Source organism: Roseateles oligotrophus (assembly GCF_025717515.1).
Classification (GTDB): Bacteria; Pseudomonadota; Gammaproteobacteria; order Burkholderiales; family Burkholderiaceae_C; genus Paucibacter_A; species Paucibacter_A oligotrophus.
This window is the reverse complement of sequence record NZ_JAJIRN010000005.1, coordinates 1-19,196: the sequence shown is the minus strand read 5'-3', so window position 1 is coordinate 19,196 and position 19,196 is coordinate 1. Positions and strand designations below refer to the sequence as shown.

Sequence of the window (19,196 nt, the reverse complement as noted above, 5' to 3'; positions counted from 1 at the left end):
GCCTCGCCAAGCCGTTTAGCGCGGACACCGGGAGTCATTTCGGCAGCAGTTCGGACTGATTTTCTTGAGCATTGAGCGGCCCGGACGAACAGGACCATCAGCATGGATCAGACCTTATCCAGCAAGAGCCGCTGTGCCGACGCATTGGCGCCGCAGGTGAGCGCGGCGAGTCCGCAGCCAGGCGATGCTTTGCTGCTGGTTGATATGCAGCGCGACTTTCTGCCGGGCGGCAGTCTGGCAGTGCCGCAAGGGGCAGATATCTTGCCCCATGTGAAAGCCTGGATCGAGCGCTTCAGGCGAGCCGGCTTGCCAATCTACGCATCGCGAGACTGGCATCCACCGCATCATTTTTCGTTTCACGAACAAGGTGGTCCTTGGCCTATTCACTGTGTGGCCGGCACGCCGGGCGCGGCTTTCGCCAAAGATCTGCAACTGCCCACCGCAACGATCGTCGTGTCGAAAGGACAAGCGCAAGACGCCGAAGCCTACTCTGCGTTCGAAGGTACGGAGCTCGAACAAAGCCTGCGCCAACAAGCCGTGCGCCGCCTTTGCGTCGCCGGGCTGGCGCTCGAGTATTGCGTGTTGAACAGCGTGCTCGACGCATTGCAGCGCGGCTTTGCGGTGCGGCTCTTGAGCGCTGCCGTGGCGGCGCTGAATGTCCAACCCGGCGATGCCGAACAGGCCCTGCAGAAGATGCGCGATGCGGGTGCGCAGATCGACGTCGAGCGATAGGAGTCAGACCTTCGCCCGGTCCAAAGCCTCGGCGAGCGAGCGCAGGCCGGCTGAAATCACGACCGGATAGGGCGTGGCCGCAGCTTGCAGCGAACATAGCTCGGGCGGCAAACTTTGCCGGGCGGCGGCCTGCCGGCTGCGCAAGTCAGCCAAGCTCGGCGCCGGGGCAAGACGCCGGCCGCCCTGCATGACGGCTTGCAACAAGGCCCGGCCACCGTTGATTTCGCCCGCGCCTTCGCTCTCCAGCGCCACCAAGTCGCCGCTCATCATGCCTTGCTCCGAACTCCTTCGGTACAACTGCTTGATGCCCGGCCAAGTGGCCTTGCCCTGCGATCGCTTGCGGCGTGGCTGTCCGGCATAACTCTGCAACTTGTAGACAGCGTCAAGCGACGGCACATCACTGGAGGTGCTGAGCGCGGTGCCGATGCCGAAGCCGTCAATGGGCGCCCCTGCGGCAAGCAGGTCGGCGATGCGCTGCTCATCCAGATCGCCGCTGGCAAAAATCGTCAGCTGCGGCAAGCCGGCTTGATCAAACATGCGGCGTATCAGCCGGGCTTGCGCGGCCAGATCCCCGCTATCCAGTCGGACTCCGGTCAATTGCAGGCCTTGCGGGGCCAAGCGGCGCGCCAGTTCAATCGCCTTGGCCGCAGCGGCCTCGCTGTCATAGGTGTCGAGCAGCAATGTCGTTGCGCCTTGCCGTCGCTCTCGCTCTTGCCCTCGCACACGCAAGAACGATTCAAAGGCGGCGGCTTCGCTGTCATGGGCCTGAATGAAGGAATGGGCCATGGTGCCAAACAGCGGGATGCCGAAGCGGCGCCCGGCCTCGACCGTCGCCGTCCCGCTAAAGCCTGCAAGGAAGGACGCCCTGGCGGCAAACAATGCCGCTTGCTCCCCATGGGCTCGCCGCATCCCGAAGTCGACCAGCGTGGAGTGGGGCGCCGCCAGCACCACCCTTGCCGCCTTCGAGGCCACCAATGTCTGGTAATGCAAGATGTTCAAGAGCCGGCTTTCTACCAACTGCGCCTGCGGCAGCGGAGCAGTTAGCCGCAGCAGCGGCTCCGAGGCAAAGAAGGGCGTGCCTTCCTCCAGCGCATGCACATCACCGCTGAAGCGCAGCGTCTGCAGATGGTCGAGCAATTGCTTTGAAAAGCACCCCTGCCGGTCAAGCCAATCAATTTCGGCCTGGCTGAAGGACAGCGCCTCAAGATAGTCGAGCGCCTGCTCCAAGCCGGCCGCAAGCAGAAAATTTCGACCAGGCGGCAGGCGGCGCACAAACAGCTCGAACACCGCCGGCTCATGCATGCCTTGCGCCAGATAGGCCTCGAGCATCGTCAGCTGATAGAAGTCGGTCAGCAAGGCGCCGAAGGCCGCACCACGGCCCGGCACGGTGCCTGTATTCACCTCAAGATCCTTGCACCATGATGTGATGCGGCCGGCCGCGTTCAAGCCGGGCTAGCTCGACCCGAAGCACGCCGTCCCGATAGCTCGCCTTGGCCCGCTCGGCGTCGACCGGCAGCGGCAAGGGCAGCTCACGCTGAAAGCTGCCGTAGCAGCATTGCAGCAGGCGGTAGCGCCCGTCATCCCAAGCCTGATCAACGCGTTTGTGACCCCGGACACTGAGCCGGTCGCGGCTGACATCGAGCTGCATGTCCTCGCTGCTCATGCCGGGCGCCTCGATGCGGACGATGAGGCGTTCGTCCTCAACCACGATGTCGGCGGCCATTAAACCCCAGGCCGAACGCGCCACGCCGGCATTGGTCTGCTCAGACTGTGAGTCGTCATGGCGGAACCGGGTCAAGGCGCCACTGGCACGAGCCCTCAAGTCATGCCAGCCGTCCGACACCGAGGCCCAAGCCTGCTCGGCACCATGTTTCAATTGTTCCAGCACCGCAGTCATGATCCCACCTCTGCGAATTCGTCTGGCCCGGCAAGCCAGCGGCCTTCTGTCTGACAGTCGCTCATGTCTGCACTCCTTGGTGAAATTTGAAACACGCCAGCCGAACGCCGGCTTGCAGTGGATCGTCGAGCCAAGCAAGCCAAGGCCAATTGAGCGGCGGCAATGCGCGCGCCGCCAAGGTGAGGCGATTCGAGATCTTGGGACGGTGGGCTCGGTCCTGCCCGCTCGGGCTCTGCCATCACAGTTCAATCGGCCTGCGGGTCGCGCACCGGGATATGCCGGACCATCAGCGCCCGCCTGGCTGCCCAGCTGCCTTGATGTTTGGGCAGCTCGTCCAGCATGGACTTGAAATCAGGCCAAGCCATGGCCGGCCAAATTTCGGCATGCGCCTGACCATAACTCCGTACCAGAACGGCTACGCGGGTGGCCACCGTGATGTCGGGGGCTTCGAAGACATCCAGATAGTCCCAAGGGCCGAGCAAAGCGTAGCTGCTGAGCCAGACCACCTCCGGGCAATGGCTTTGCAATTGGTCGACCACGCGGTGCTCCAGCGTCTTGATCGACTTGGTTTGCTGCAAGGATTCCGGCGTCAGCCGGGTCAAGAGTATGAAATGAGGCATCTTGTGGCTCCTGCGACGGGCAGCTCGAAAATGAGCAGCAACGCGCCCCCAAACATAGGCCGCGGCTTCCGCTCTCGATTGCCCTTGGTCAATTGCCATCGAATCGGCTTGCCGGCCTGTCGTTGCGCCGGCTCAATTGCTGCCCTTTTGTCAATCCTAGACTGGCGCCGTGGCATAGCCAGTGCCTCTTAGCTTGACCATTTCATAAACGAAAGGAAGACAGGCCATGAAAACCGATTTGCAACTGAAGAAAGATGTCAATGCCGAACTCGAGTTTGCCCCCTCGATCAACGCCACGCAGATTGGTGTGGCGGTCAAAGATGGCGTAGTGACATTGACCGGGCATTTGGACAGTTATGCAGAGAAGTCGGCGGCAAAAAAAGCCGTGATGCGGGTCTCGGGTGTGCGAGCCATTGCATTGGAGCTTGATGTCAAACTGGACCCCGGCCACAAACGCAGTGACTCAGAGATTGCTGCAGCGGCAGAAACGGCCTTCAAATGGCATGCCTTGATACCGGCCGATCGCATTCAGGTCGTCTGCGAGAAGGGCTGGGTCACCTTGAAGGGCGAGGTCGACTGGGACTACCAGCGCGATAACGCCGAACGCACCACACGCAGTCTGACCGGCGTTGTCGGAGTGACGAACAGCATCACCTTGAAGCCGGCAGCGATGTTGAGCGATGTGGCTACGCGCATCAAGGCGGCGCTGGTTCGACATGCGGACGATGAAGCCAAAAAGATCGATGTCATCATCTCCGGCAAGACGGCGACGCTGCGAGGCAATGTGCATTCCTGGGCCGAACGGTCGGCCGCCGACACGGCAGCATGGTCGGCCCCCGGCATCACCAGCGTCATCAATGAGTTGAAGGTTGCCGCCTGAAACAAGGCCCCGGGCGGGTTGGATGATCTATCCTCCAGCTTGCCCGCATCTTGCTGAAGAGCACACCATGAAACTACCGGTTCAAGTGGTCTTTCGAGACTTGGTGCCATTGCCTTCGCTGGAGGGTGATATCCGCCGGCGTATTCAGCGACTTGAGCGTTTGGCGCCGAATTTGATGAGTTGCCACGTTGCCGTCGAGGCTGAGGGTAACCGGCACCATCAGGGGCATATCTACAGCGTCAAGATTGACCTGCGCCTGCCCGGGGCCGAGGTCTTTGCCGGCGCGCATCACGCGGACGAAAGCATAGAGCTGGCTGTGCGGGGTGCTTTTGATGCGGTGGGCCGCAAATTGGAGGACTATGTCCGCCGACGCCGCGGTCAAGTCAAGCTGCATGTGCAAGAACTGGCCAGCCCACCATTCGATGGTGAAGACAAAGCCCCGGACTGAAAGGAGCGTGGCCCCCTTCGACTGATCCCGCTGGCATCACGACTGGTACGGCAAGCATCTTGGCCGAGGGCAAGGGCGACGCGCTGCCGAACGCCGCCTTCCAAGATCGACTCGATGGAGCTAAGTTGCGTGCCACGCGGGGCTATTTTCTCGGGGCATTGGTCACTGGCGCAATCGTTACCGTGATCACTTTTTTTGGTCGAAGCCTTGTCGCGGGGATCTTGTCTCCGGGATGCCCCGCGCAATGATTGGGTGAGCCACGCAAGAAGCCTGGGATCAAGGTCGGGCCGCAGAGGAGACTCTCCATGCCGCATGGCTTGACGCATGCTTTCAGTCATTTTCTGCGGCGAAGCCGCCGCTTCAGGCATTTCAGCCGCCATCCTCTGCAGGATGCTTTCGCCGGCCATGGCGCCAAGACCACAGGCCATACCGATGTGGCCCAAAACCTGCTGCTGATTGCGCGTGATGACCCGGATGCCGCCATCACGCGGATGAAGTCGCACCCAGAGGGCTTGAGCAAGCGCGAGGCCGCAGCCCGACTGGCTCGGCATGGGCCCAACCTTGTCGAACATCAGAAGCCGCTGCCCTGGTGGCAGCATCTATGGCACTGCTACAAGGACCCGTTCAATCTTTTGCTGACCGTCTTGGCCATCGTTTCATACTCGAGCAATGACGCAAGGGCGACCGTCGTCATCGGCATGATGGTCGCCCTGAGTACCGCCATCCGTTTCGCTCATGAGCATCGTTCAAACCGCGCTGCCGAGAGCCTGAAAGCGCTGGTAAGCAACACCGCGACCGTGCTCCGCCAAGCGCAGCGGGATATCCCCTTCGCCAAGTTGGTGCCAGGCGATCTGGTCTTGCTCTCGGCCGGAGACATGATTCCGGCCGACTGCCGAGTACTCGGCGCACGCGACATTTTCATCGCGCAGGCCTCAATGACCGGCGAATCACTGCCGGTGGAGAAATTTGCGGAATGGCGAGCAGAAGGCACGGGGCCGTTCGAGCAAAGCAACCTCGTTTTCATGGGCACGAATGTCGTCTCAGGCTCTGCCACGGTGTTGGTGGTCAACACGGGCCCGAGTACCTACTTCGGTGCACTCGCCGAGCGGGTGACTGCGGTCGACTTTGCTCCGAATGCCTTCCAGGCGGGCATCAACAGCGTGAGCTGCTTGCTGATCCGCTTTGCCGCCGTGATGGTGCCCATCGTGATGTTGATCAACGGGCTGAGCAAAGGCGACTGGTTCGAGGCTTTTCTGTTCGCCCTGTCCGTGGCGGTGTGCCTGACGCCCGAGATGTTGCCAATGATCGTGCTTCCACCTTGGCTCTTTGCTCATGCTCAATGCGGCTTGGCCAGGCTTGACTATGGTTCGCTGAAGCCTCGAAGGCATAGCGCATAGGGAGTCGCCATGACAGCCAAACAATTGCTTTTTCGCGATGAAGCGCGAGACAAGATTCGGCGCGGCGTTGATGCGCTGGCGGATGCCGTCAAGGTGACGCTTGGGCCGCGTGGCCGAACGGTCATTCTTGAGCGTGAATTCGGCCCGCCGCAGATCGTCAACTCCGGCGTCGTGGTGGCCCGCGCGATCGAATTGGAAGACCCGTTCGAGAACATGGGCGCACAACTGCTACGCGAGGTGGCGGCCCGCACCAGCGAGATGGCGGGCGACGGCACCACCACGGCCACCGTGCTCGCGCACGCGATGATTCAGGAGGGCTTGAAGTATCTTGCGGCCGGCATGAACCCGATGGATTTGAAGCGAGGCATAGACCTGGCTGTTGATTTGCTGGTGAAGGAAATCAAGCGGATCGCCCAGCCTTTGACGAGCGCCCAGGAGATTGCCCATGTCGCCTCCATCTCGGCCAATAACGACCGCGCCATCGGCGAACTGCTGGCCGCGGCAATGGAGAAGGTTGGCCGGGAAGGCGCCATTTCGATCGAGGATGGCTCCGGTCTGGTCAGCGAACTCGAGGTCGTCGAGGGCCTGCAGTTCGACCGCGGCTACCTCTCCTCCTACTTCATCAACAACGGCGAGAAGCAGGCTGCGGTGCTGGAGGATGCGGCCATTTTGCTGTGCGAGCAGAAGCTGTCCAAGGTCGCCGATCTGGTGCCGCTGCTGGAGGCCACGGCCAAGGCCGGCCGGCCCTTGCTGGTGATCGCCGAAGATGTCGATGCGGAGGCCTTGGCAACGCTGGTCATCAACAGCGTGCGCGGCGTGATCAAGACCTGCGCGGTCAAATCGCCCGGCTTTGGCGACCGCCGCAAGGCGATGCTGCAGGACATCGCCGTGCTGACCGGCGCGACGGTGATCACCGGTGATCTGGGCCTCACATTGGCCAAGGCCACGCCGGAACATTTGGGGCGTGCCCGGCGCGTCGAGGTGAATAGAGACAGCTCGATGCTGATTGGCGGGGCCGGCAATGCCGAAGCGATCAAGGAGCGAGTCGCCGCCCTCAGAAGAGAACGCGAGTCCTTGGGCGCTGAATATGAGCGCAAGCAACTGGACGAACGAATCGCCAGGCTGTCGGGCGGGGTCGCCTTGATCAAGGTCGGGGCAGCCACGGAAACCGAACTCAAGGAGCGCAAGTTGCGGGTCGAAGATGCGCTGCATGCCACCCGTGCGGCGGTGGAGGAAGGCATCGTGCCCGGCGGCGGCGTGGCGCTGCTGCGTTCACGCAAGGCCTTGTTGACGCTGAAGGCGCAGAACCTGGATCAGGATTCCGGCATCAAGATCGTTCAGCGCGCGCTTGAAGAACCCTTGCGCCAAATCGTTCTGAATGCGGCGGATGAGCCGTCCATCGTGCTGGACCGACTTGATCAGGCGGAGTCGCGCAACTTCGGCTACAACGCGGCCACGCGCGAATACGGCGATCTGTTGGAAATGGGCGTTATTGATCCCGCCAAAGTGACCCGGCTGGCCTTGCAGAATGCGGCCTCGATTGCAAGTCTGGTACTCACCACCAATTGCATGGTTGCGATTGCGCCGAAAAAGACCGTGGCCAAAAACGCAGCGCCCGGACTCAGTCCCGACATTTATTGATGTCAATGGAGTACCCCGGTTGCGCCGAAGCGCCCTGTCGTTCATGAGGGTCCGATGAGGGCCCCGATTCGATTGTGATGTCCGGATGGGGAATTGATGGGATGTGTATTGCGGCTGCATTCCCCCGTTAACGGCATCGGCGGTGGTGGCAGGGTCAAGGTGAAACAGGCGTGGGCCGGCGATTGCGCAGAGCGCGGGCTGCGGCATTTCGCTGCTCCCGGAGGGTGCAAGGAGCGTGCGTAAGTGCCAAGTGCCAAGTGCCTAGTTCCACGACCACGCCGGGTCATACATGCACTTGCGATTGCGCGCTCGGATGTTTTGCCTTCCGCCACCTGAATAGCGTCGGCACCCGAAATATCAAGACTATCGCGGCTCAATGACTGGCCTGTACGTAACCCTGGCAACGCTCCGCCACGCACCACGCGGCGCACTTCTCGGCACGTCACGCATGACTCGGGGACAATATGAATCGCTGCGTCTTTGTTGTGAAGGACTTGCACCCTTTGCTCCTCACCGATTTGTCCGGCGCACTCAGGTCTCGACCTTCAACTCGTTCACGACGCGTGCGATGCCTGGAGCCGACCCGACGCGCAGGGCGCGCATGCCAATGAAGGGCAGATGCCGCCCCTGCTGGAGGAAGTTTGACGGCAGCCTGCCGTGGTCTAGCGCAATAGCTAGCCTGGGGTTTGGAGCTCCTGTCGACCGCGCCGGTGTCACGATGCGGCGTTGAGCCGGGTCAATCCGCGTAATCGCTCGATGGGCAAAGATTGCGCAGCAACAGGATCTTCGGCTTGCGCTGCGCTACGGATGCCGCGCACCCGGGGCCGCGATCGAATGTTGACGATGCTGCCGGAGAATTTCATGTCCACCATCGCGCTCAATCTGGAAACCGATATGGTCGCGCTGCCTGCGCCCAAGCTGCCGCCCACGGCCTCGCTCGAGCAGGCGCTGAAGCGCCGTCGCAGCTCGCGCGACTTCTTGCCCGACGCGCTGACGCTGGAGCAGTTGTCGGCCTTGCTGTGGGCTGCCTTCGGCATCAACCGACGCGACAGCGCTGGCCGCACCGCGCCCTCGGCGCACAACTGGCAGGAGATCGATGTCTTCGTGGTGCTTCGCGAAGGGGCCTACCGCTATGACCCGCAGGCCCACCGGCTGCTGCTCGTGAAGGCCGAAGACCTTCGCGGCGCCAGCGGCACGCAGGACTTCGTCGCCGACGCACCGCTGAACCTCGTGTATGTCGCCGATTTCACGCGCATGTCCGGCGCGCGACCCGAGGAGCGCGAGTTCCTGGCCGGTGCCGATGCCGGCTGCATCGCGCAAAACGTGTACTTGCTTTGTGCCGTCGCCGGCCTCGCCTCGGTGGTGCGCGGACTGATCGACCGCCAGCGCTTGGCCAAGGCGCTGGGGCTGTCGAGTCAGCAGCGCATTGCGCTCGCGCAGACGGTGGGTCTTCCGGCCTCGGCATGACCCGCGAAAGCCCATTCGAGGAGTGTTTGATGGAACTGAACTCGCCGGCCTTCTCTGCCCAGGGCGAGATCCCGCGCCGGCATACTTGCGAGGGCGAAGACAGCGCTCCGCCGCTGCGCTGGAGCGGTGTTCCGCCCGAAGCAAAGAGCCTGGCGCTGATCGTCGACGACCCGGATGCGCCCGATCCGGCGGCGCCGGTGCGAACCTGGGTCCACTGGGTGATCGTCGATCTTGCGCCCACGACCACCGGCTTGCCGGCAGGCGGGCGGCCGCTGCCGCCCGGCGCCCGCTCCGGCCTGAACGACTGGCAACGCACCGGCTACGGCGGACCTTGCCCACCCGTCGGGCGGCATCGTTACTTTTTCAAACTGTACGCGCTGGATACCTGGCTGCCGGCGCTGCAGCGGCCCACCAAGGCGGCGGTGGAGCAGGCGATGAAGGGTCATGTGCTGGCCCAGGCCGAGCTTGTCGGAACCTATCGCAAGCTGCATCCTTGAAGTCGTTGGCCGCCGGTCAGGGGCACCGAGGAGGATTCAGGCATCCGTGCCCCGATGCCCTCGCAGTCATTGATCAGGTCGCCGCAGCCCTAACGCGCAAACTTCAAGCACAAACTGGTCACAATGCGCGAACCTTCAAGACGACTGCGCGGGAGTTCCATGAACGAGAACATCAACCAGATTCTGGCCCGCATGGCCGCGCTTGAGGACGAACTGCGTCAGGCCGTCCACCAACAGGAAAGCCGGATGTTCTTCCAGATCAAGGGCAAAAGGGTGGAGTTCGAACAGTCGGTGAAGGCCGCTCATCGCAAGCTGAAGACAAACCTCTTCCGTTGGCTCATCGCCAACCGGCCGCAAAATCTGATCACCGGCCCGATCATCTACAGCATGATCATTCCGCTGCTGATGCTGGATTTATGCGTCAGCTTCTATCAATGGGCCTGCTTCCCGATCTACGGCATCGTCAAGGTGCGGCGCGGCGACTACCTCGTGTTCGACCGCAGCCAACTCGCCTACCTCAATGTCATCGAGAAGTTTCATTGCACCTACTGCGAATACGGCAATGGCTTGATGAGCTATGTGCGCGAGATTCTGGCCCGCACCGAACAATACTTCTGCCCGATCAAACATGCGCACAAGATCCTCGGCACGCATGGGCGCTACAACCGCTTTCTCGACTATGGCGACGCGGCCGACTACCAGGCCAGACTGGAAGAGTTCCGCGTCGCGCTGGAGAAGGTCAAGTGAGCCCCATGGCCATGGATTGGCACGCGAAGCGTTTCGGGGGCGGACTCGTCGAGATCGACCTGCCACATTTGATCGATGGATCTAGCACCTGAATTTTTCTAGGACGCCCGTAGCACGCGGGCACCCCAGAAAGCCGAAAGGGTTAGCTCAGAAATGAGCTAACCCTTTGATTCCAATCTTGTTCATATGGTCGGAACGGCAGGATTCGAACCTGCGACCCCTTGTCCCCCAGACAAGTGCGCTACCAGGCTGCGCTACGCCCCGACTAAGCCTAAAATTATAGCCTAGATTTCAACCATCAGGCAAAAAGCGTTTCTCGAATTGAAAGCAACTCGGCTCGAACTTGATCAAGCGAGAGCGGAGTCAGATCGCTCGCAACCGGAGCTCGCAACTCAAGATCATTCAAACCGATGTCTTCGTCTTCGATCGACGCATCGAAAAGAATCGACTCCTCCGCTTCATCCGTATTTTGTTCGGAAGCTCTCGGCCCAGATGATCCATCCACCAACTGATTCCGGGCACCACTGATCGTGAAACCCTGGTCGTAAAGGAGCCCCCTAATGCGGCGAATCAACAGCACTTCATGATGCTGGTAGTAGCGCCGATTACCGCGCCGCTTCATCGGCTTGAGCTGGGTAAACTCCTGCTCCCAATAGCGCAGCACATAGGGCTTCACGCCACATAGATCACTCACTTCACCGATGGTGAAATAGCGCTTTGCTGGTATCGCTGGCAGCGAATTTTCCATTGAAATCAAGGGCTTCAGGTGGGGATCTCAGACTCTACTCGATGTCATCCTCGGCACACACCTCGCCTTGCACCAAAGCTTTCAGTTTGTTGCTGGCGTGAAAAGTCACCACATCCCGAGCCTTGATCGGGATAGCTTCTCCGGTGCGCGGATTGCGCCCCGGCCGCGGCGCTTTGCGTCGGATCGTGAAGTTACCAAAGCCGGTCAGCTTGACCTCGTCGCCACGCACCAAGCTGCCGTGAATGATGTCGAAGAAGGCCTCGACCATATCCTTCGATTCGCGTTTGTTCAGACCCAGCTTGTCGAACAGCAGGTCGGCCAGTTCGGCCTTGGTCAGGGTCGGCGTATCTAGGCTGGCCAGCAGCATCAGCGCCGCCGGCCCTTGGTCTTTGCCGCCCGAGTCGTCGTCACTCATCGCCCTGCCCTCAGCCGCGCAGACGCGCACCCAAACGTTGACTCAAGGCTTCGATCACCGCGGCCACCGTTTGCTCGATACGCTCTTCGGTCAGCGTCACCTCGTCATCCAGCAACTCCAGGCGCACGGCCAAGCTGCGTTCGCCATCCTTCATGTCGGCGTTCGCTTGCGCCGGTTTGAAGACGTCGAACAACTTGGCGGAACGAATCAAGCCATCATGGGCGCTGGCGATCGCTTCCATCAGGCCGTCGTGGCTGACGCTGTCTCCCACAATAACCGCCAGATCGCGCAGCACGGCTTGTTGACGCGGGATCGCTTGAGCGGCTGGCAACACGCGCTGCAGGGTCGCCGCCAGATCAAGCTCAAACAAAATCGGCGCACCACCGCCCTGCGGCAAGTCATAAGACTGGCGCCATTTGGGATGCAACTCGCCGATCACGCCGATGTCCTGGCCATCCAACTCGATGCGCGCACTGCGCCCCGGGTGCAAGGCCGCATGCTCGGCCGGCACGAAGCGCAACTGGCGCGGCGCAAACAGCGCTTCCAGATCGCCCTTGACGTCAAAGAAGTCGACATTGCGGTCACGCTGACTCCATTGCTGCTGTTCGGCCGGACCGTAGGCCAGACCCGACAAGCGCATCGGTTGCGCGACACCGGCAATGCTGGCGTCGCTCTCGAGCACCGAAGCGTCACGCAAAAACACGCGGCCAATTTCGAACAAGCGCACGCGCGTGGCCCGGCGCGCCAGGTTGTAGCGCAAGGTATTGATGAGGCTGCCCAGCAAGCTGGTACGCATCACCGCCAGCGGTGCGGCGATCGGATTCAAGACCTGAATTGGCTGTTCGTTGCCGGCTAACTCGCGCTCCCAACGGGCTTCGACAAAGCTGAAATTGATGGTCTCGAAATAGTCGCGAGCCGCGACCGCATGGCGCAAGGCATGCACCGAGCGTCGCGCTTCCGACGCGACTTTGCCGACCACTGGCGCCAATGGCGGCGTCGACGGCAAGTTCGGATAGCCAATCACGCGGATGACTTCTTCGATCAGATCTTCTTCGATCTGCATATCGAAACGCCAGCTCGGCGGTGTCACGGTCAGCACACCTGGCGATTGCTCGAACTGCAACCCGAGCCGCGTGAAGACGCGGGCGCAGTCTTCCTGGGTCACCGGCATGCCGATGATCTTGGACGCTCGCGCCACGCGCAGGCTGACCGGCGTGCGCGCCGGCAACTGCGTCGTCTGATCGTCGAGCGGGCCGCAAACCGTGTCCGCACCGCCGCAGATGTCGAGAATCAACTGCGTGATGCGCTCGACATGCTGGGCCGTCAAGGCCGGGTCAACGCCGCGCTCGAAGCGGTGGCCGGCGTCGGTGGAAAAGTTGAACTTGCGCGAGCGCCCCATCACCGCCTTGGGCCACCAGAACGCCGCTTCAACATAGATATTGACGGTGTCGTCCGACACTGCGGTGGCATCGCCGCCCATGATGCCTGCAAGCGACTCGACGCCTTGAGAGTCGGCAACAACGCCCACCGTCTCGTCCAGCGCGACGGTGTTGCCGTTCAAGAGCTTGAGGCTTTCGCCCGGCTTGGCCCAGCGCACCACCAACTCGTCATGGATCTTGTCCAGATCAAAGATGTGGGATGGCCGGCCAAACTCGAACATCACATAGTTGGAGATGTCGACCAAGGGCGAGACCGAACGCTGACCACAGCGGGCCAGTCGGTCCACCATCCAGGCAGGGGTTTGCACCTGGGTGTTGACGCCGCGAATGATGCGGCCTGAGAAGCGTCCACACAGATCGGCCGCCTCGATGCGCACCGGCAGCTTGTCGTCGATCGCCGCCGCAACCGGAGCAATAACGGGCATTTGCAGCGGTGCACCGGTCAAGGCCGAAACTTCACGTGCAATGCCGTACACGCTCAAGGCATGGGCCAAGTTCGGCGTCAGCTTGAGGGTGAACAGCGTGTCGTCCAGATTCAGGTGAGCGCGGATATCTTGGCCGATTTGCGCGTCGGCCGCCAACTCCAGCAGACCACCATGCTCTTCACTGAGCTTGAGTTCGCGTGCCGAGCAGAGCATGCCGAAGCTCTCGACGCCACGCAGCTTGCCGACATTGATCTTGAAAGGTTTGCCATCTTCGCCAGGCGGCAGTTCGGCACCGACGGTCGCCAAAGGAACCTTGATGCCGACGCGTGCGTTCGGCGCACCGCAGACGATCTGCAGCGGTTCCGGACCACCCGCATTGACGCTGCAGATGCGCAGCTTGTCGGCGTTAGGGTGCTGCTCGGCGGTCAGAATTTCGGCCACCACGATGCCGTGGAAAGGCGGCGCGACCGGGCGGAGTTCTTCCACTTCCAGGCCCGACATGGTCAGCAGCTCGGCCAGTTCTTGGGTATTCAGCTCAGGGTTACAAAAGGCCCGCAGCCAGGATTCAGGGAATTGCATGGGATATCTCTCGAGCTACGGGTGGTTCACTTGAACTGGGACAGAAAGCGCAGATCGCCATCAAAGAACTGGCGCAGATCGCCCACGCCATAGCGGAGCATGGCCAGACGGTCGATGCCGGAGCCAAAGGCGAAGCCGATATAACGCTCAGGGTCCAGACCCATATTGCGAATCACCTGGGGATGCACTTGGCCGGAGCCGGACACCTCGAGCCAGCGGCCTTTCAGCGGGCCGGAGGCGAACATCATGTCGATTTCGGCGCTCGGCTCGGTGAAGGGGAAATAGCTGGGCCGGAAACGGATATCCATTTCAGTGGTCTCAAAGAACTGCTGCAGGAAGTTCACATAGACCGACTTCAAATCCTTGAAGCTGATGTTCTCGCCGACCCACAGGCCTTCGACCTGATGAAACATCGGTGAGTGGGTCGCATCACTATCGACCCGATAGGTGCGGCCCGGCGCAATCACGCGGATCTCGGGCATGGGCTGGCCGGCATCGATCAAGGCGCGGTGCCGCTTGACATGCTGGACCGCGTAGCGGATCTGCATCGGGCTGGTGTGGGTGCGCAGCACATGGCCCCCTTCAACGTAGAAGGTGTCGTGCATCGAACGGGCCGGGTGATCTTCCGGCGTGTTCAGCGCGGTGAAGTTGAACCAGTCGTTCTCGATCTCGGGGCCGTCGGCCACGTCGAAACCCATCGAACCGAAGATGCCTTCGATGCGCTCCATCGCGCGCGTGATCGGGTGCAGGCCACCCGTGCCGCGCTGGCGCCCGGGCAATGTGACGTCCAAGGCCTCGGCCTTCAGCTGCAAGGCCAACTCGGCATCGGCCAGGGCCTGGCGGCGCGCCGTCAAAGCGGCTTCGATGCCGGACTTCAAGACATTGATCTCGGCGCCGCGGGTCTTCTTCTCTTCGACCGATAAGGCGGCCATGCCCTTGAGCAACTCGGTCACGCGACCGGTTTTGCCGAGGAAGCGTGCCTTGGCATTTTCCAAGTCGGCGGGCGTGGTCGCGGCGGCGAATTCGCCTTGAGCCGTTTGCAGCAATTGATCGAGGTCGTTCATCGCGGAGCCGTTTTCATCAAGCAAGTCTTGAGGGGAAAAATTTGGGGGCAAAAAAAAGGCCGAGCAGTGAGCGCGGCCTTTGGGTGCTGACCCCAAACCAGCAAGCCGGTTTGGGGTTGCCACCTACCGCCTTGCGGCGGCAGAGGGGCATTAAGCGAGAGCGGCCTTGACCTTGGCGAAGATGCTGGCAAAACCAGCAGGATCACGCACAGCCAGATCGGCCAGGACCTTGCGGTCGATGTCGATCTGAGCCTTCTTCAGGCCAGCCACAAACTTGCTGTATGTCAGGCCCAACTCACGGGAAGCCGCATTGATACGGGCAATCCAGAGTGCGCGGAACACACGCTTCTTGGCACGACGGTCACGGTAGGCGTATTGGCCTGCCTTCATCACTGCCTGTTTGGCAATGCGGAAGACATTCTTACGACGACCACGATAGCCCTTGGCTAAAGCCAGGACCTTCTTGTGACGGGCACGTGCGGTAACACCACGTTTAACGCGAGGCATAGTATTTCTCCTTCAGAAGTCGATCAGAGGCCAGCGCCGGGCAACATTTGAGCCATATGGCCCATGTTGGTCTCGTGCACGCCGGTAGTGCCACGCAAGTGGCGCTTGTTCTTCGTGGACTTCTTCGTGAGGATGTGGCGCTTGAACGCCTGGCCGCGCTTAACGGTGCCACCCGGACGAACGCGAAAACGTTTCTTCGCGCTGCTCTTGGTCTTCATTTTGGGCATGATTGCTCCTTCTTGTGAACGCTTCCAGGGGCGTCTGCATTACTCATGCAGAACTTGGGGGCCTCTGGAGGCTAATAAGCCCGCTAACGACCAAATCAGCGGGCTGAATTGAAAACTACTGCGGAGGCCATCTGCGTTGTTGCGCGGTGCTCGCTTCCTCAACATACCCAAAGTATGTTTCGGTCGCTGCGCGCCGTGCGCCTAGCAGTTGGCCTTCCTCGCTACGTTTTCAGTAGCGTCAATTTTGCGGTCTTAGCGCTTCTTTGGCGCCAGGACCATGATCATTTGCCGGCCTTCCAGCTTGGGCATGTTCTCAACCACGGCCACATCGGACAACTCGTCGCGGATTCGCTCCAGCAGACGCATACCGATGTCTTGGTGAGTAATTTCACGACCACGGTAACGCAAGGTCACCTTGCCTTTGTCACCATCCTCGGCAATAAAGCGGCGCAGATTGCGCATCTTGATCTGGTAGTCACCTTCGTCCGTACCCGGGCGGAATTTAACTTCCTTAATCTCGATGACCTTCTGCTTGGACTTCGCCTCGGCAGCGCGCTTTTGCTCGATGTACTTGAACTTGCCGTAGTCCATCAAACGGCAGACCGGAGGGACGGCCGTGGCGGAGATTTCGACAACGTCCACATCCAACTCGCCCGCCATGCGGAGCGCTTCGTGGATGCTCACAATTCCGAGCGGCTCGTTTTCTTGGCCGTTCAAACGGACTTCGGGAGCCAAGATTTCGCGATTCAGCCGATGCTTGCGCTCAGGAATGGCTCGACGGTCAGCAAATGTAGCGATGGTGCATACCTTTCAGCGAGCCCCAAGGCGAGGAGCCCAAACAAAACAAAAGCGCGCCCTGTGCAGCGATCTCAAGCCTTTTGGGTGATGTCGGCGGAAATCTTCGCAATGAAGTCTTCCAAGGCCATCACACCCAGATCTTGGTTGCCACGGGCGCGCACCGCAACGGCTCCATTTGCCTTCTCCTTGTCGCCTACGACCAGGATATATGGAACCTTTTGCAAAGAATGCTCACGGATTTTATACGTGATTTTCTCGTTTCGCAAATCTGCGTGGACCCTAAGCCCTTGTTTCTGCAGAGATTTCACGATTTCGGCGACGTAATCAGCCTGCGCGTCGGTGATATTGGCAATCACCACCTGCGTCGGCGCCAGCCAAACCGGCAAGGCGCCGGCATGCTGCTCGATCAAAATTCCGATGAAACGCTCTAGGCTGCCGACGATGGCGCGGTGCAACATCACCGGGTGCGCGCGCTCGCTGGCATCGGTTACGTATTCGCCACCCAGACGCTCGGCGGTATTGAAGTCGACCTGCATAGTGCCGCATTGCCACTGCCGACCCAGCGCATCCTTCAGCGTGTACTCGATCTTCGGCCCGTAGAACGCACCATCGCCGGGCGAGACGATGAACTCGCAGCCCGAGCGGCGCAGCGACTCCATCACCGCGAATTCGGCCTTGTCCCACAGCGCATCGGAGCCGACGCGCTTTTCGGGCCGCGTTGCCACCTTGTAGATGATGTCGGTGAAGCCAAAATCGGCATAAACCTTGCGCAGCAATTGCGTGTAGGCGATGCATTCCTCAAGGATCTGATCTTCGGTACAGAAGATGTGACCATCATCCTGGGTGAAGCCGCGCACGCGCATGATGCCGTGCAGCGAGCCGCTCGGCTCATTGCGGTGGCATTGGCCGAACTCACCAAAGCGCAGCGGCAGATCGCGGTAGCTCTTGATGCCCTGGTTGAAGATCAACACATGGCCGGGGCAATTCATCGGCTTGAGCGCGTACTCACGCTTCTCCGACTCGGTCGTGAACATATTGTCACGGTAGTTGTCCCAATGGCCGGTCTTCTCCCACAGATGTTTGTCGAGAATTTGCGGGCCCTTGACCTCCAGATAGCCGTTGTCGCGATAGACAGCGCGCATGTATTGCTCAAGCTGCTGCCAGACCGTCCAACCCTTGGGGTGCCAGAACACCAAGCCCGGCGCGTTCTCTTCCATGTGGAACAGGTCGAGCTCGCGGCCGAGCTTGCGGTGGTCGCGCTTCTCGGCTTCTTCCAGTCGGATCAGATACTTTTGCAGATCATCCTTGCTGGCCCAGGCCGTGCCGTAGATGCGTTGCAATTGCTCATTACGGTGGTCACCGCGCCAATAGGCGCCGGCCACCTTCATCAGCTTGAAATGCTTCAACTTGCCCGTCGACGGCACATGCGGGCCGCGGCACAGATCGGTGAACTTGCCCTCGGCGTACAAAGACACATCCTGATCCGCCGGGATGCTTTCGATGATCTCGGCCTTGTAGGCTTCGCCCAGACTCTTGAAATAGCTAACCGCCTCATCGCGCGGCAAGACGGTGCGCGTGACGCGCTCATCCTTCTTGGCCAACTCGCTCATCTTGGACTCGATCGCGGCCAGATCCTCGGGCGTGAACGGGCGCTTGTAGGCAAAGTCGTAGAAGAAGCCGTTTTCGATCACCGGGCCTATGGTGACCTGAGCCTCGGGGAACAACTCCTTCACCGCATAGGCGAGCAAGTGGGCGGTCGAGTGACGAATGACCTCGAGACCATCGGCATCCTTGTCGGTGATGATGGCCAGCTGTGTATCGGCCTCCATCAGGTAGCTGGTGTCGACCAACTTGGCATCCGCGCCAGCGCCGACACGACCGGCCAGCGCCGCCTTGGCCAGACCGGCGCCGATCGAGGCAGCCACTTCGGCCACGGTGACGGCTTGCGGAAACTCACGCTTGGAGCCATCGGGCAATTGAATAGCGATCATGAAGAAACTCCTGAAGAATGCGGCGGGACGATGTTCGAGGTCGAAAAAAAACGCGGACAGTGCCGCGCTTTAATTGAGAAGGGGAAAAAGTTTTAAGTCGTGACGAGGCGCGGCCGACTAAACCCAGGTCGGGGTGTGGTCGTAGTTCGCGGTGTCATAACCATGATGCCTTTCTCGCCCTTGTTCGTTGCTGATGCGCGGATTGTAGCCATGGATCAAGTCGAAGCGCTTAGGAAATCCTGCATAACTCCCTGAGTTGTGAGGTAGACGTAAGCCCACAGAGGCAAAATTCTCCCCATGAAACAGGCCTCTTTTGACATGAACCTCAGCGTCAAGAGAACTCGTAAATCCGAGTTCCTTGGACAGATGGAATTGGTTGTTCCGTGGCAGGCGCTGGTCGACTTGATCGCCCCGTTCTACCCCGAAGGTCGCACCGGCCGGCCGCCGTTTTCCTTGGAGGCCATGCTGCGTACCCATTTCATGCAGCAGTGGTTCACCTTGAGCGACTTGGCCATGGAAGAGGCCTTCTTCGATACCCCGATCTATCGTGAGTTTGCCAAGCTGGATGCGTGGGGTCGCCTGCCCGATGAGTCCACCATTTTGCGATTCCGCCATCGCTTGGAAAAGCACAAGCTCGCCGAGCAAGTCCTGGGCGTCGTCAACGAGATGCTGGTCGC

Annotated in this window: 20 protein-coding genes, 1 tRNA gene and 1 pseudogene; 9 read left to right on the top strand and 13 right to left on the bottom strand. The window is 60.8% G+C overall.

Going from position 1 to position 19,196, the window contains the following annotated elements:
- The first annotated feature begins 102 nt into the window (after positions 1-102).
- Positions 103-732 carry an isochorismatase family protein gene (locus LNV07_RS11425; protein ID WP_263571295.1) on the top strand — a complete coding sequence of 210 codons (630 nt, stop codon included), beginning with the start codon at positions 103-105 and terminating at the stop codon, positions 730-732.
- Positions 733-735: 3 nt separating this feature from the next.
- On the opposite strand, the gene LNV07_RS11420 is transcribed toward LNV07_RS11425, so the two are convergent.
- The 3 genes from LNV07_RS11420 to LNV07_RS11410 all read right to left on the bottom strand — a co-directional run bounded on the left by LNV07_RS11420 (position 736) and on the right by LNV07_RS11410 (position 3,249).
- The gene (locus tag LNV07_RS11420) at positions 736-2,118 is read right to left on the bottom strand and encodes a nicotinate phosphoribosyltransferase (protein WP_397545567.1); all 1,383 of its coding nucleotides are present in this window, start codon (positions 2,116-2,118) and stop codon (positions 736-738) included.
- A gap of 16 nt (positions 2,119-2,134) precedes the next feature.
- Positions 2,135-2,629 carry an Hsp20/alpha crystallin family protein gene (locus tag LNV07_RS11415; protein WP_263571293.1) on the bottom strand — a complete coding sequence of 165 codons (495 nt, stop codon included), beginning with the start codon at positions 2,627-2,629 and terminating at the stop codon, positions 2,135-2,137.
- Positions 2,630-2,874: 245 nt separating this feature from the next.
- Positions 2,875-3,249, bottom strand: coding sequence for a GYD domain-containing protein (locus tag LNV07_RS11410; RefSeq protein WP_263571292.1), 375 nt, complete (start codon positions 3,247-3,249; stop codon positions 2,875-2,877).
- A 226-nt stretch (positions 3,250-3,475) separates the two neighbouring features.
- On the opposite strand from LNV07_RS11410, the gene LNV07_RS11405 reads away from it, so the two are divergent.
- The 4 genes and pseudogenes from LNV07_RS11405 (at position 3,476) to groL (ending at position 7,615) form a co-directional block, all read left to right on the top strand.
- Positions 3,476-4,129, top strand: coding sequence for a BON domain-containing protein (locus tag LNV07_RS11405; protein ID WP_263571291.1), 654 nt, complete (start codon positions 3,476-3,478; stop codon positions 4,127-4,129).
- Positions 4,130-4,196: 67 nt separating this feature from the next.
- Entirely contained in the window at positions 4,197-4,577 is a 381-nt protein-coding gene (locus tag LNV07_RS11400) for an HPF/RaiA family ribosome-associated protein (protein ID WP_263571290.1), read from the top strand.
- A gap of 305 nt (positions 4,578-4,882) precedes the next feature.
- Positions 4,883-5,887: pseudogene (locus tag LNV07_RS11395) on the top strand (HAD-IC family P-type ATPase); the annotation flags it as partial.
- A 96-nt stretch (positions 5,888-5,983) separates the two neighbouring features.
- Positions 5,984-7,615 carry a chaperonin GroEL gene (gene groL / locus LNV07_RS11390; RefSeq protein ID WP_263571289.1) on the top strand — a complete coding sequence of 544 codons (1,632 nt, stop codon included), beginning with the start codon at positions 5,984-5,986 and terminating at the stop codon, positions 7,613-7,615.
- Positions 7,616-8,328: 713 nt separating this feature from the next.
- Here the strand turns inward: groL and LNV07_RS11385 are convergent.
- The gene (locus LNV07_RS11385; protein WP_263571288.1) at positions 8,329-8,478 is read right to left on the bottom strand and encodes a hypothetical protein; all 150 of its coding nucleotides are present in this window, start codon (positions 8,476-8,478) and stop codon (positions 8,329-8,331) included.
- On the opposite strand from LNV07_RS11385, the gene LNV07_RS11380 reads away from it, so the two are divergent.
- The 3 genes from LNV07_RS11380 (at position 8,477) to LNV07_RS11370 (ending at position 10,326) form a co-directional block, all read left to right on the top strand.
- Positions 8,477-9,082: a nitroreductase family protein gene (locus LNV07_RS11380; protein WP_263571287.1), complete on the top strand. Its 606-nt coding sequence runs from the start codon at positions 8,477-8,479 to the stop codon at positions 9,080-9,082. The genes LNV07_RS11385 and LNV07_RS11380 overlap by 2 nt on opposite strands.
- Positions 9,083-9,111: 29 nt before the next feature.
- Positions 9,112-9,579 (top strand): YbhB/YbcL family Raf kinase inhibitor-like protein, encoded by a 468-nt coding sequence (locus tag LNV07_RS11375; RefSeq protein WP_263571286.1) that lies wholly within the window; start codon positions 9,112-9,114, stop codon positions 9,577-9,579.
- A gap of 159 nt (positions 9,580-9,738) precedes the next feature.
- On the top strand, positions 9,739-10,326 hold the full coding sequence (locus tag LNV07_RS11370) for a hypothetical protein (RefSeq protein ID WP_263571285.1): 588 nt from the start codon (positions 9,739-9,741) through the stop codon (positions 10,324-10,326).
- Positions 10,327-10,513: 187 nt separating this feature from the next.
- On the opposite strand, the gene LNV07_RS11365 is transcribed toward LNV07_RS11370, so the two are convergent.
- From LNV07_RS11365 to thrS, 9 genes are all read right to left on the bottom strand, one after another.
- Positions 10,514-10,590, bottom strand: a tRNA-Pro gene (locus LNV07_RS11365).
- Between the two features lie 34 nt (positions 10,591-10,624).
- On the bottom strand, positions 10,625-11,074 hold the full coding sequence (locus tag LNV07_RS11360; RefSeq protein WP_263571284.1) for a MerR family transcriptional regulator: 450 nt from the start codon (positions 11,072-11,074) through the stop codon (positions 10,625-10,627).
- A 34-nt stretch (positions 11,075-11,108) separates the two neighbouring features.
- Positions 11,109-11,489 carry an integration host factor subunit alpha gene (locus LNV07_RS11355; protein WP_397545558.1) on the bottom strand — a complete coding sequence of 127 codons (381 nt, stop codon included), beginning with the start codon at positions 11,487-11,489 and terminating at the stop codon, positions 11,109-11,111.
- A gap of 10 nt (positions 11,490-11,499) precedes the next feature.
- Positions 11,500-13,932, bottom strand: a complete 2,433-nt coding sequence (gene pheT / locus LNV07_RS11350; RefSeq protein ID WP_263571283.1) for a phenylalanine--tRNA ligase subunit beta — start codon at positions 13,930-13,932, stop codon at positions 11,500-11,502.
- A gap of 26 nt (positions 13,933-13,958) precedes the next feature.
- Positions 13,959-14,996: a phenylalanine--tRNA ligase subunit alpha gene (locus LNV07_RS11345; RefSeq protein WP_263571282.1), complete on the bottom strand. Its 1,038-nt coding sequence runs from the start codon at positions 14,994-14,996 to the stop codon at positions 13,959-13,961.
- A gap of 150 nt (positions 14,997-15,146) precedes the next feature.
- Positions 15,147-15,503: a 50S ribosomal protein L20 gene (gene rplT, locus LNV07_RS11340; protein ID WP_263533139.1), complete on the bottom strand. Its 357-nt coding sequence runs from the start codon at positions 15,501-15,503 to the stop codon at positions 15,147-15,149.
- A 23-nt stretch (positions 15,504-15,526) separates the two neighbouring features.
- A complete protein-coding gene (gene rpmI, locus LNV07_RS11335) occupies positions 15,527-15,730 on the bottom strand; it encodes a 50S ribosomal protein L35 (RefSeq protein WP_263533140.1) in 204 nt (67 codons plus the stop codon).
- 252 nt (positions 15,731-15,982) lie between these two features.
- Positions 15,983-16,528: a translation initiation factor IF-3 gene (infC, locus tag LNV07_RS11330; RefSeq protein ID WP_263571662.1), complete on the bottom strand. Its 546-nt coding sequence runs from the start codon at positions 16,526-16,528 to the stop codon at positions 15,983-15,985.
- A gap of 71 nt (positions 16,529-16,599) precedes the next feature.
- The gene (gene thrS / locus LNV07_RS11325) at positions 16,600-18,519 is read right to left on the bottom strand and encodes a threonine--tRNA ligase (RefSeq protein ID WP_263571281.1); all 1,920 of its coding nucleotides are present in this window, start codon (positions 18,517-18,519) and stop codon (positions 16,600-16,602) included.
- Between the two features lie 297 nt (positions 18,520-18,816).
- Here thrS and LNV07_RS11320 point away from each other — a divergent pair.
- The coding region (locus tag LNV07_RS11320; protein WP_263571280.1) for a transposase at positions 18,817-19,196 on the top strand (380 nt) is incomplete at its 3' end.

Bases quoted from the DNA above. Each gene is read 5' to 3' on its own strand.
- LNV07_RS11425 (WP_263571295.1), top strand. From the start codon at position 103: ATGGATCAGACCTTATCCAGCAAGAGCCGCTGTGCCGACGCATTGGCG.
- LNV07_RS11415 (WP_263571293.1), bottom strand. From the start codon at position 2,629: ATGACTGCGGTGCTGGAACAATTGAAACATGGTGCCGAGCAGGCTTGG.
- LNV07_RS11410 (WP_263571292.1), bottom strand. From the start codon at position 3,249: ATGCCTCATTTCATACTCTTGACCCGGCTGACGCCGGAATCCTTGCAG.
- LNV07_RS11405 (WP_263571291.1), top strand. From the start codon at position 3,476: ATGAAAACCGATTTGCAACTGAAGAAAGATGTCAATGCCGAACTCGAG.
- LNV07_RS11400 (WP_263571290.1), top strand. From the start codon at position 4,197: ATGAAACTACCGGTTCAAGTGGTCTTTCGAGACTTGGTGCCATTGCCT.
- groL (WP_263571289.1), top strand. From the start codon at position 5,984: ATGACAGCCAAACAATTGCTTTTTCGCGATGAAGCGCGAGACAAGATT.
- LNV07_RS11380 (WP_263571287.1), top strand. From the start codon at position 8,477: ATGTCCACCATCGCGCTCAATCTGGAAACCGATATGGTCGCGCTGCCT.
- LNV07_RS11385 (WP_263571288.1), bottom strand. From the start codon at position 8,478: ATGAAATTCTCCGGCAGCATCGTCAACATTCGATCGCGGCCCCGGGTG.
- LNV07_RS11375 (WP_263571286.1), top strand. From the start codon at position 9,112: ATGGAACTGAACTCGCCGGCCTTCTCTGCCCAGGGCGAGATCCCGCGC.
- LNV07_RS11370 (WP_263571285.1), top strand. From the start codon at position 9,739: ATGAACGAGAACATCAACCAGATTCTGGCCCGCATGGCCGCGCTTGAG.
- LNV07_RS11360 (WP_263571284.1), bottom strand. From the start codon at position 11,074: ATGGAAAATTCGCTGCCAGCGATACCAGCAAAGCGCTATTTCACCATC.
- LNV07_RS11355 (WP_397545558.1), bottom strand. From the start codon at position 11,489: ATGAGTGACGACGACTCGGGCGGCAAAGACCAAGGGCCGGCGGCGCTG.
- pheT (WP_263571283.1), bottom strand. From the start codon at position 13,932: ATGCAATTCCCTGAATCCTGGCTGCGGGCCTTTTGTAACCCTGAGCTG.
- LNV07_RS11345 (WP_263571282.1), bottom strand. From the start codon at position 14,996: ATGAACGACCTCGATCAATTGCTGCAAACGGCTCAAGGCGAATTCGCC.
- rplT (WP_263533139.1), bottom strand. From the start codon at position 15,503: ATGCCTCGCGTTAAACGTGGTGTTACCGCACGTGCCCGTCACAAGAAG.
- rpmI (WP_263533140.1), bottom strand. From the start codon at position 15,730: ATGCCCAAAATGAAGACCAAGAGCAGCGCGAAGAAACGTTTTCGCGTT.
- thrS (WP_263571281.1), bottom strand. From the start codon at position 18,519: ATGATCGCTATTCAATTGCCCGATGGCTCCAAGCGTGAGTTTCCGCAA.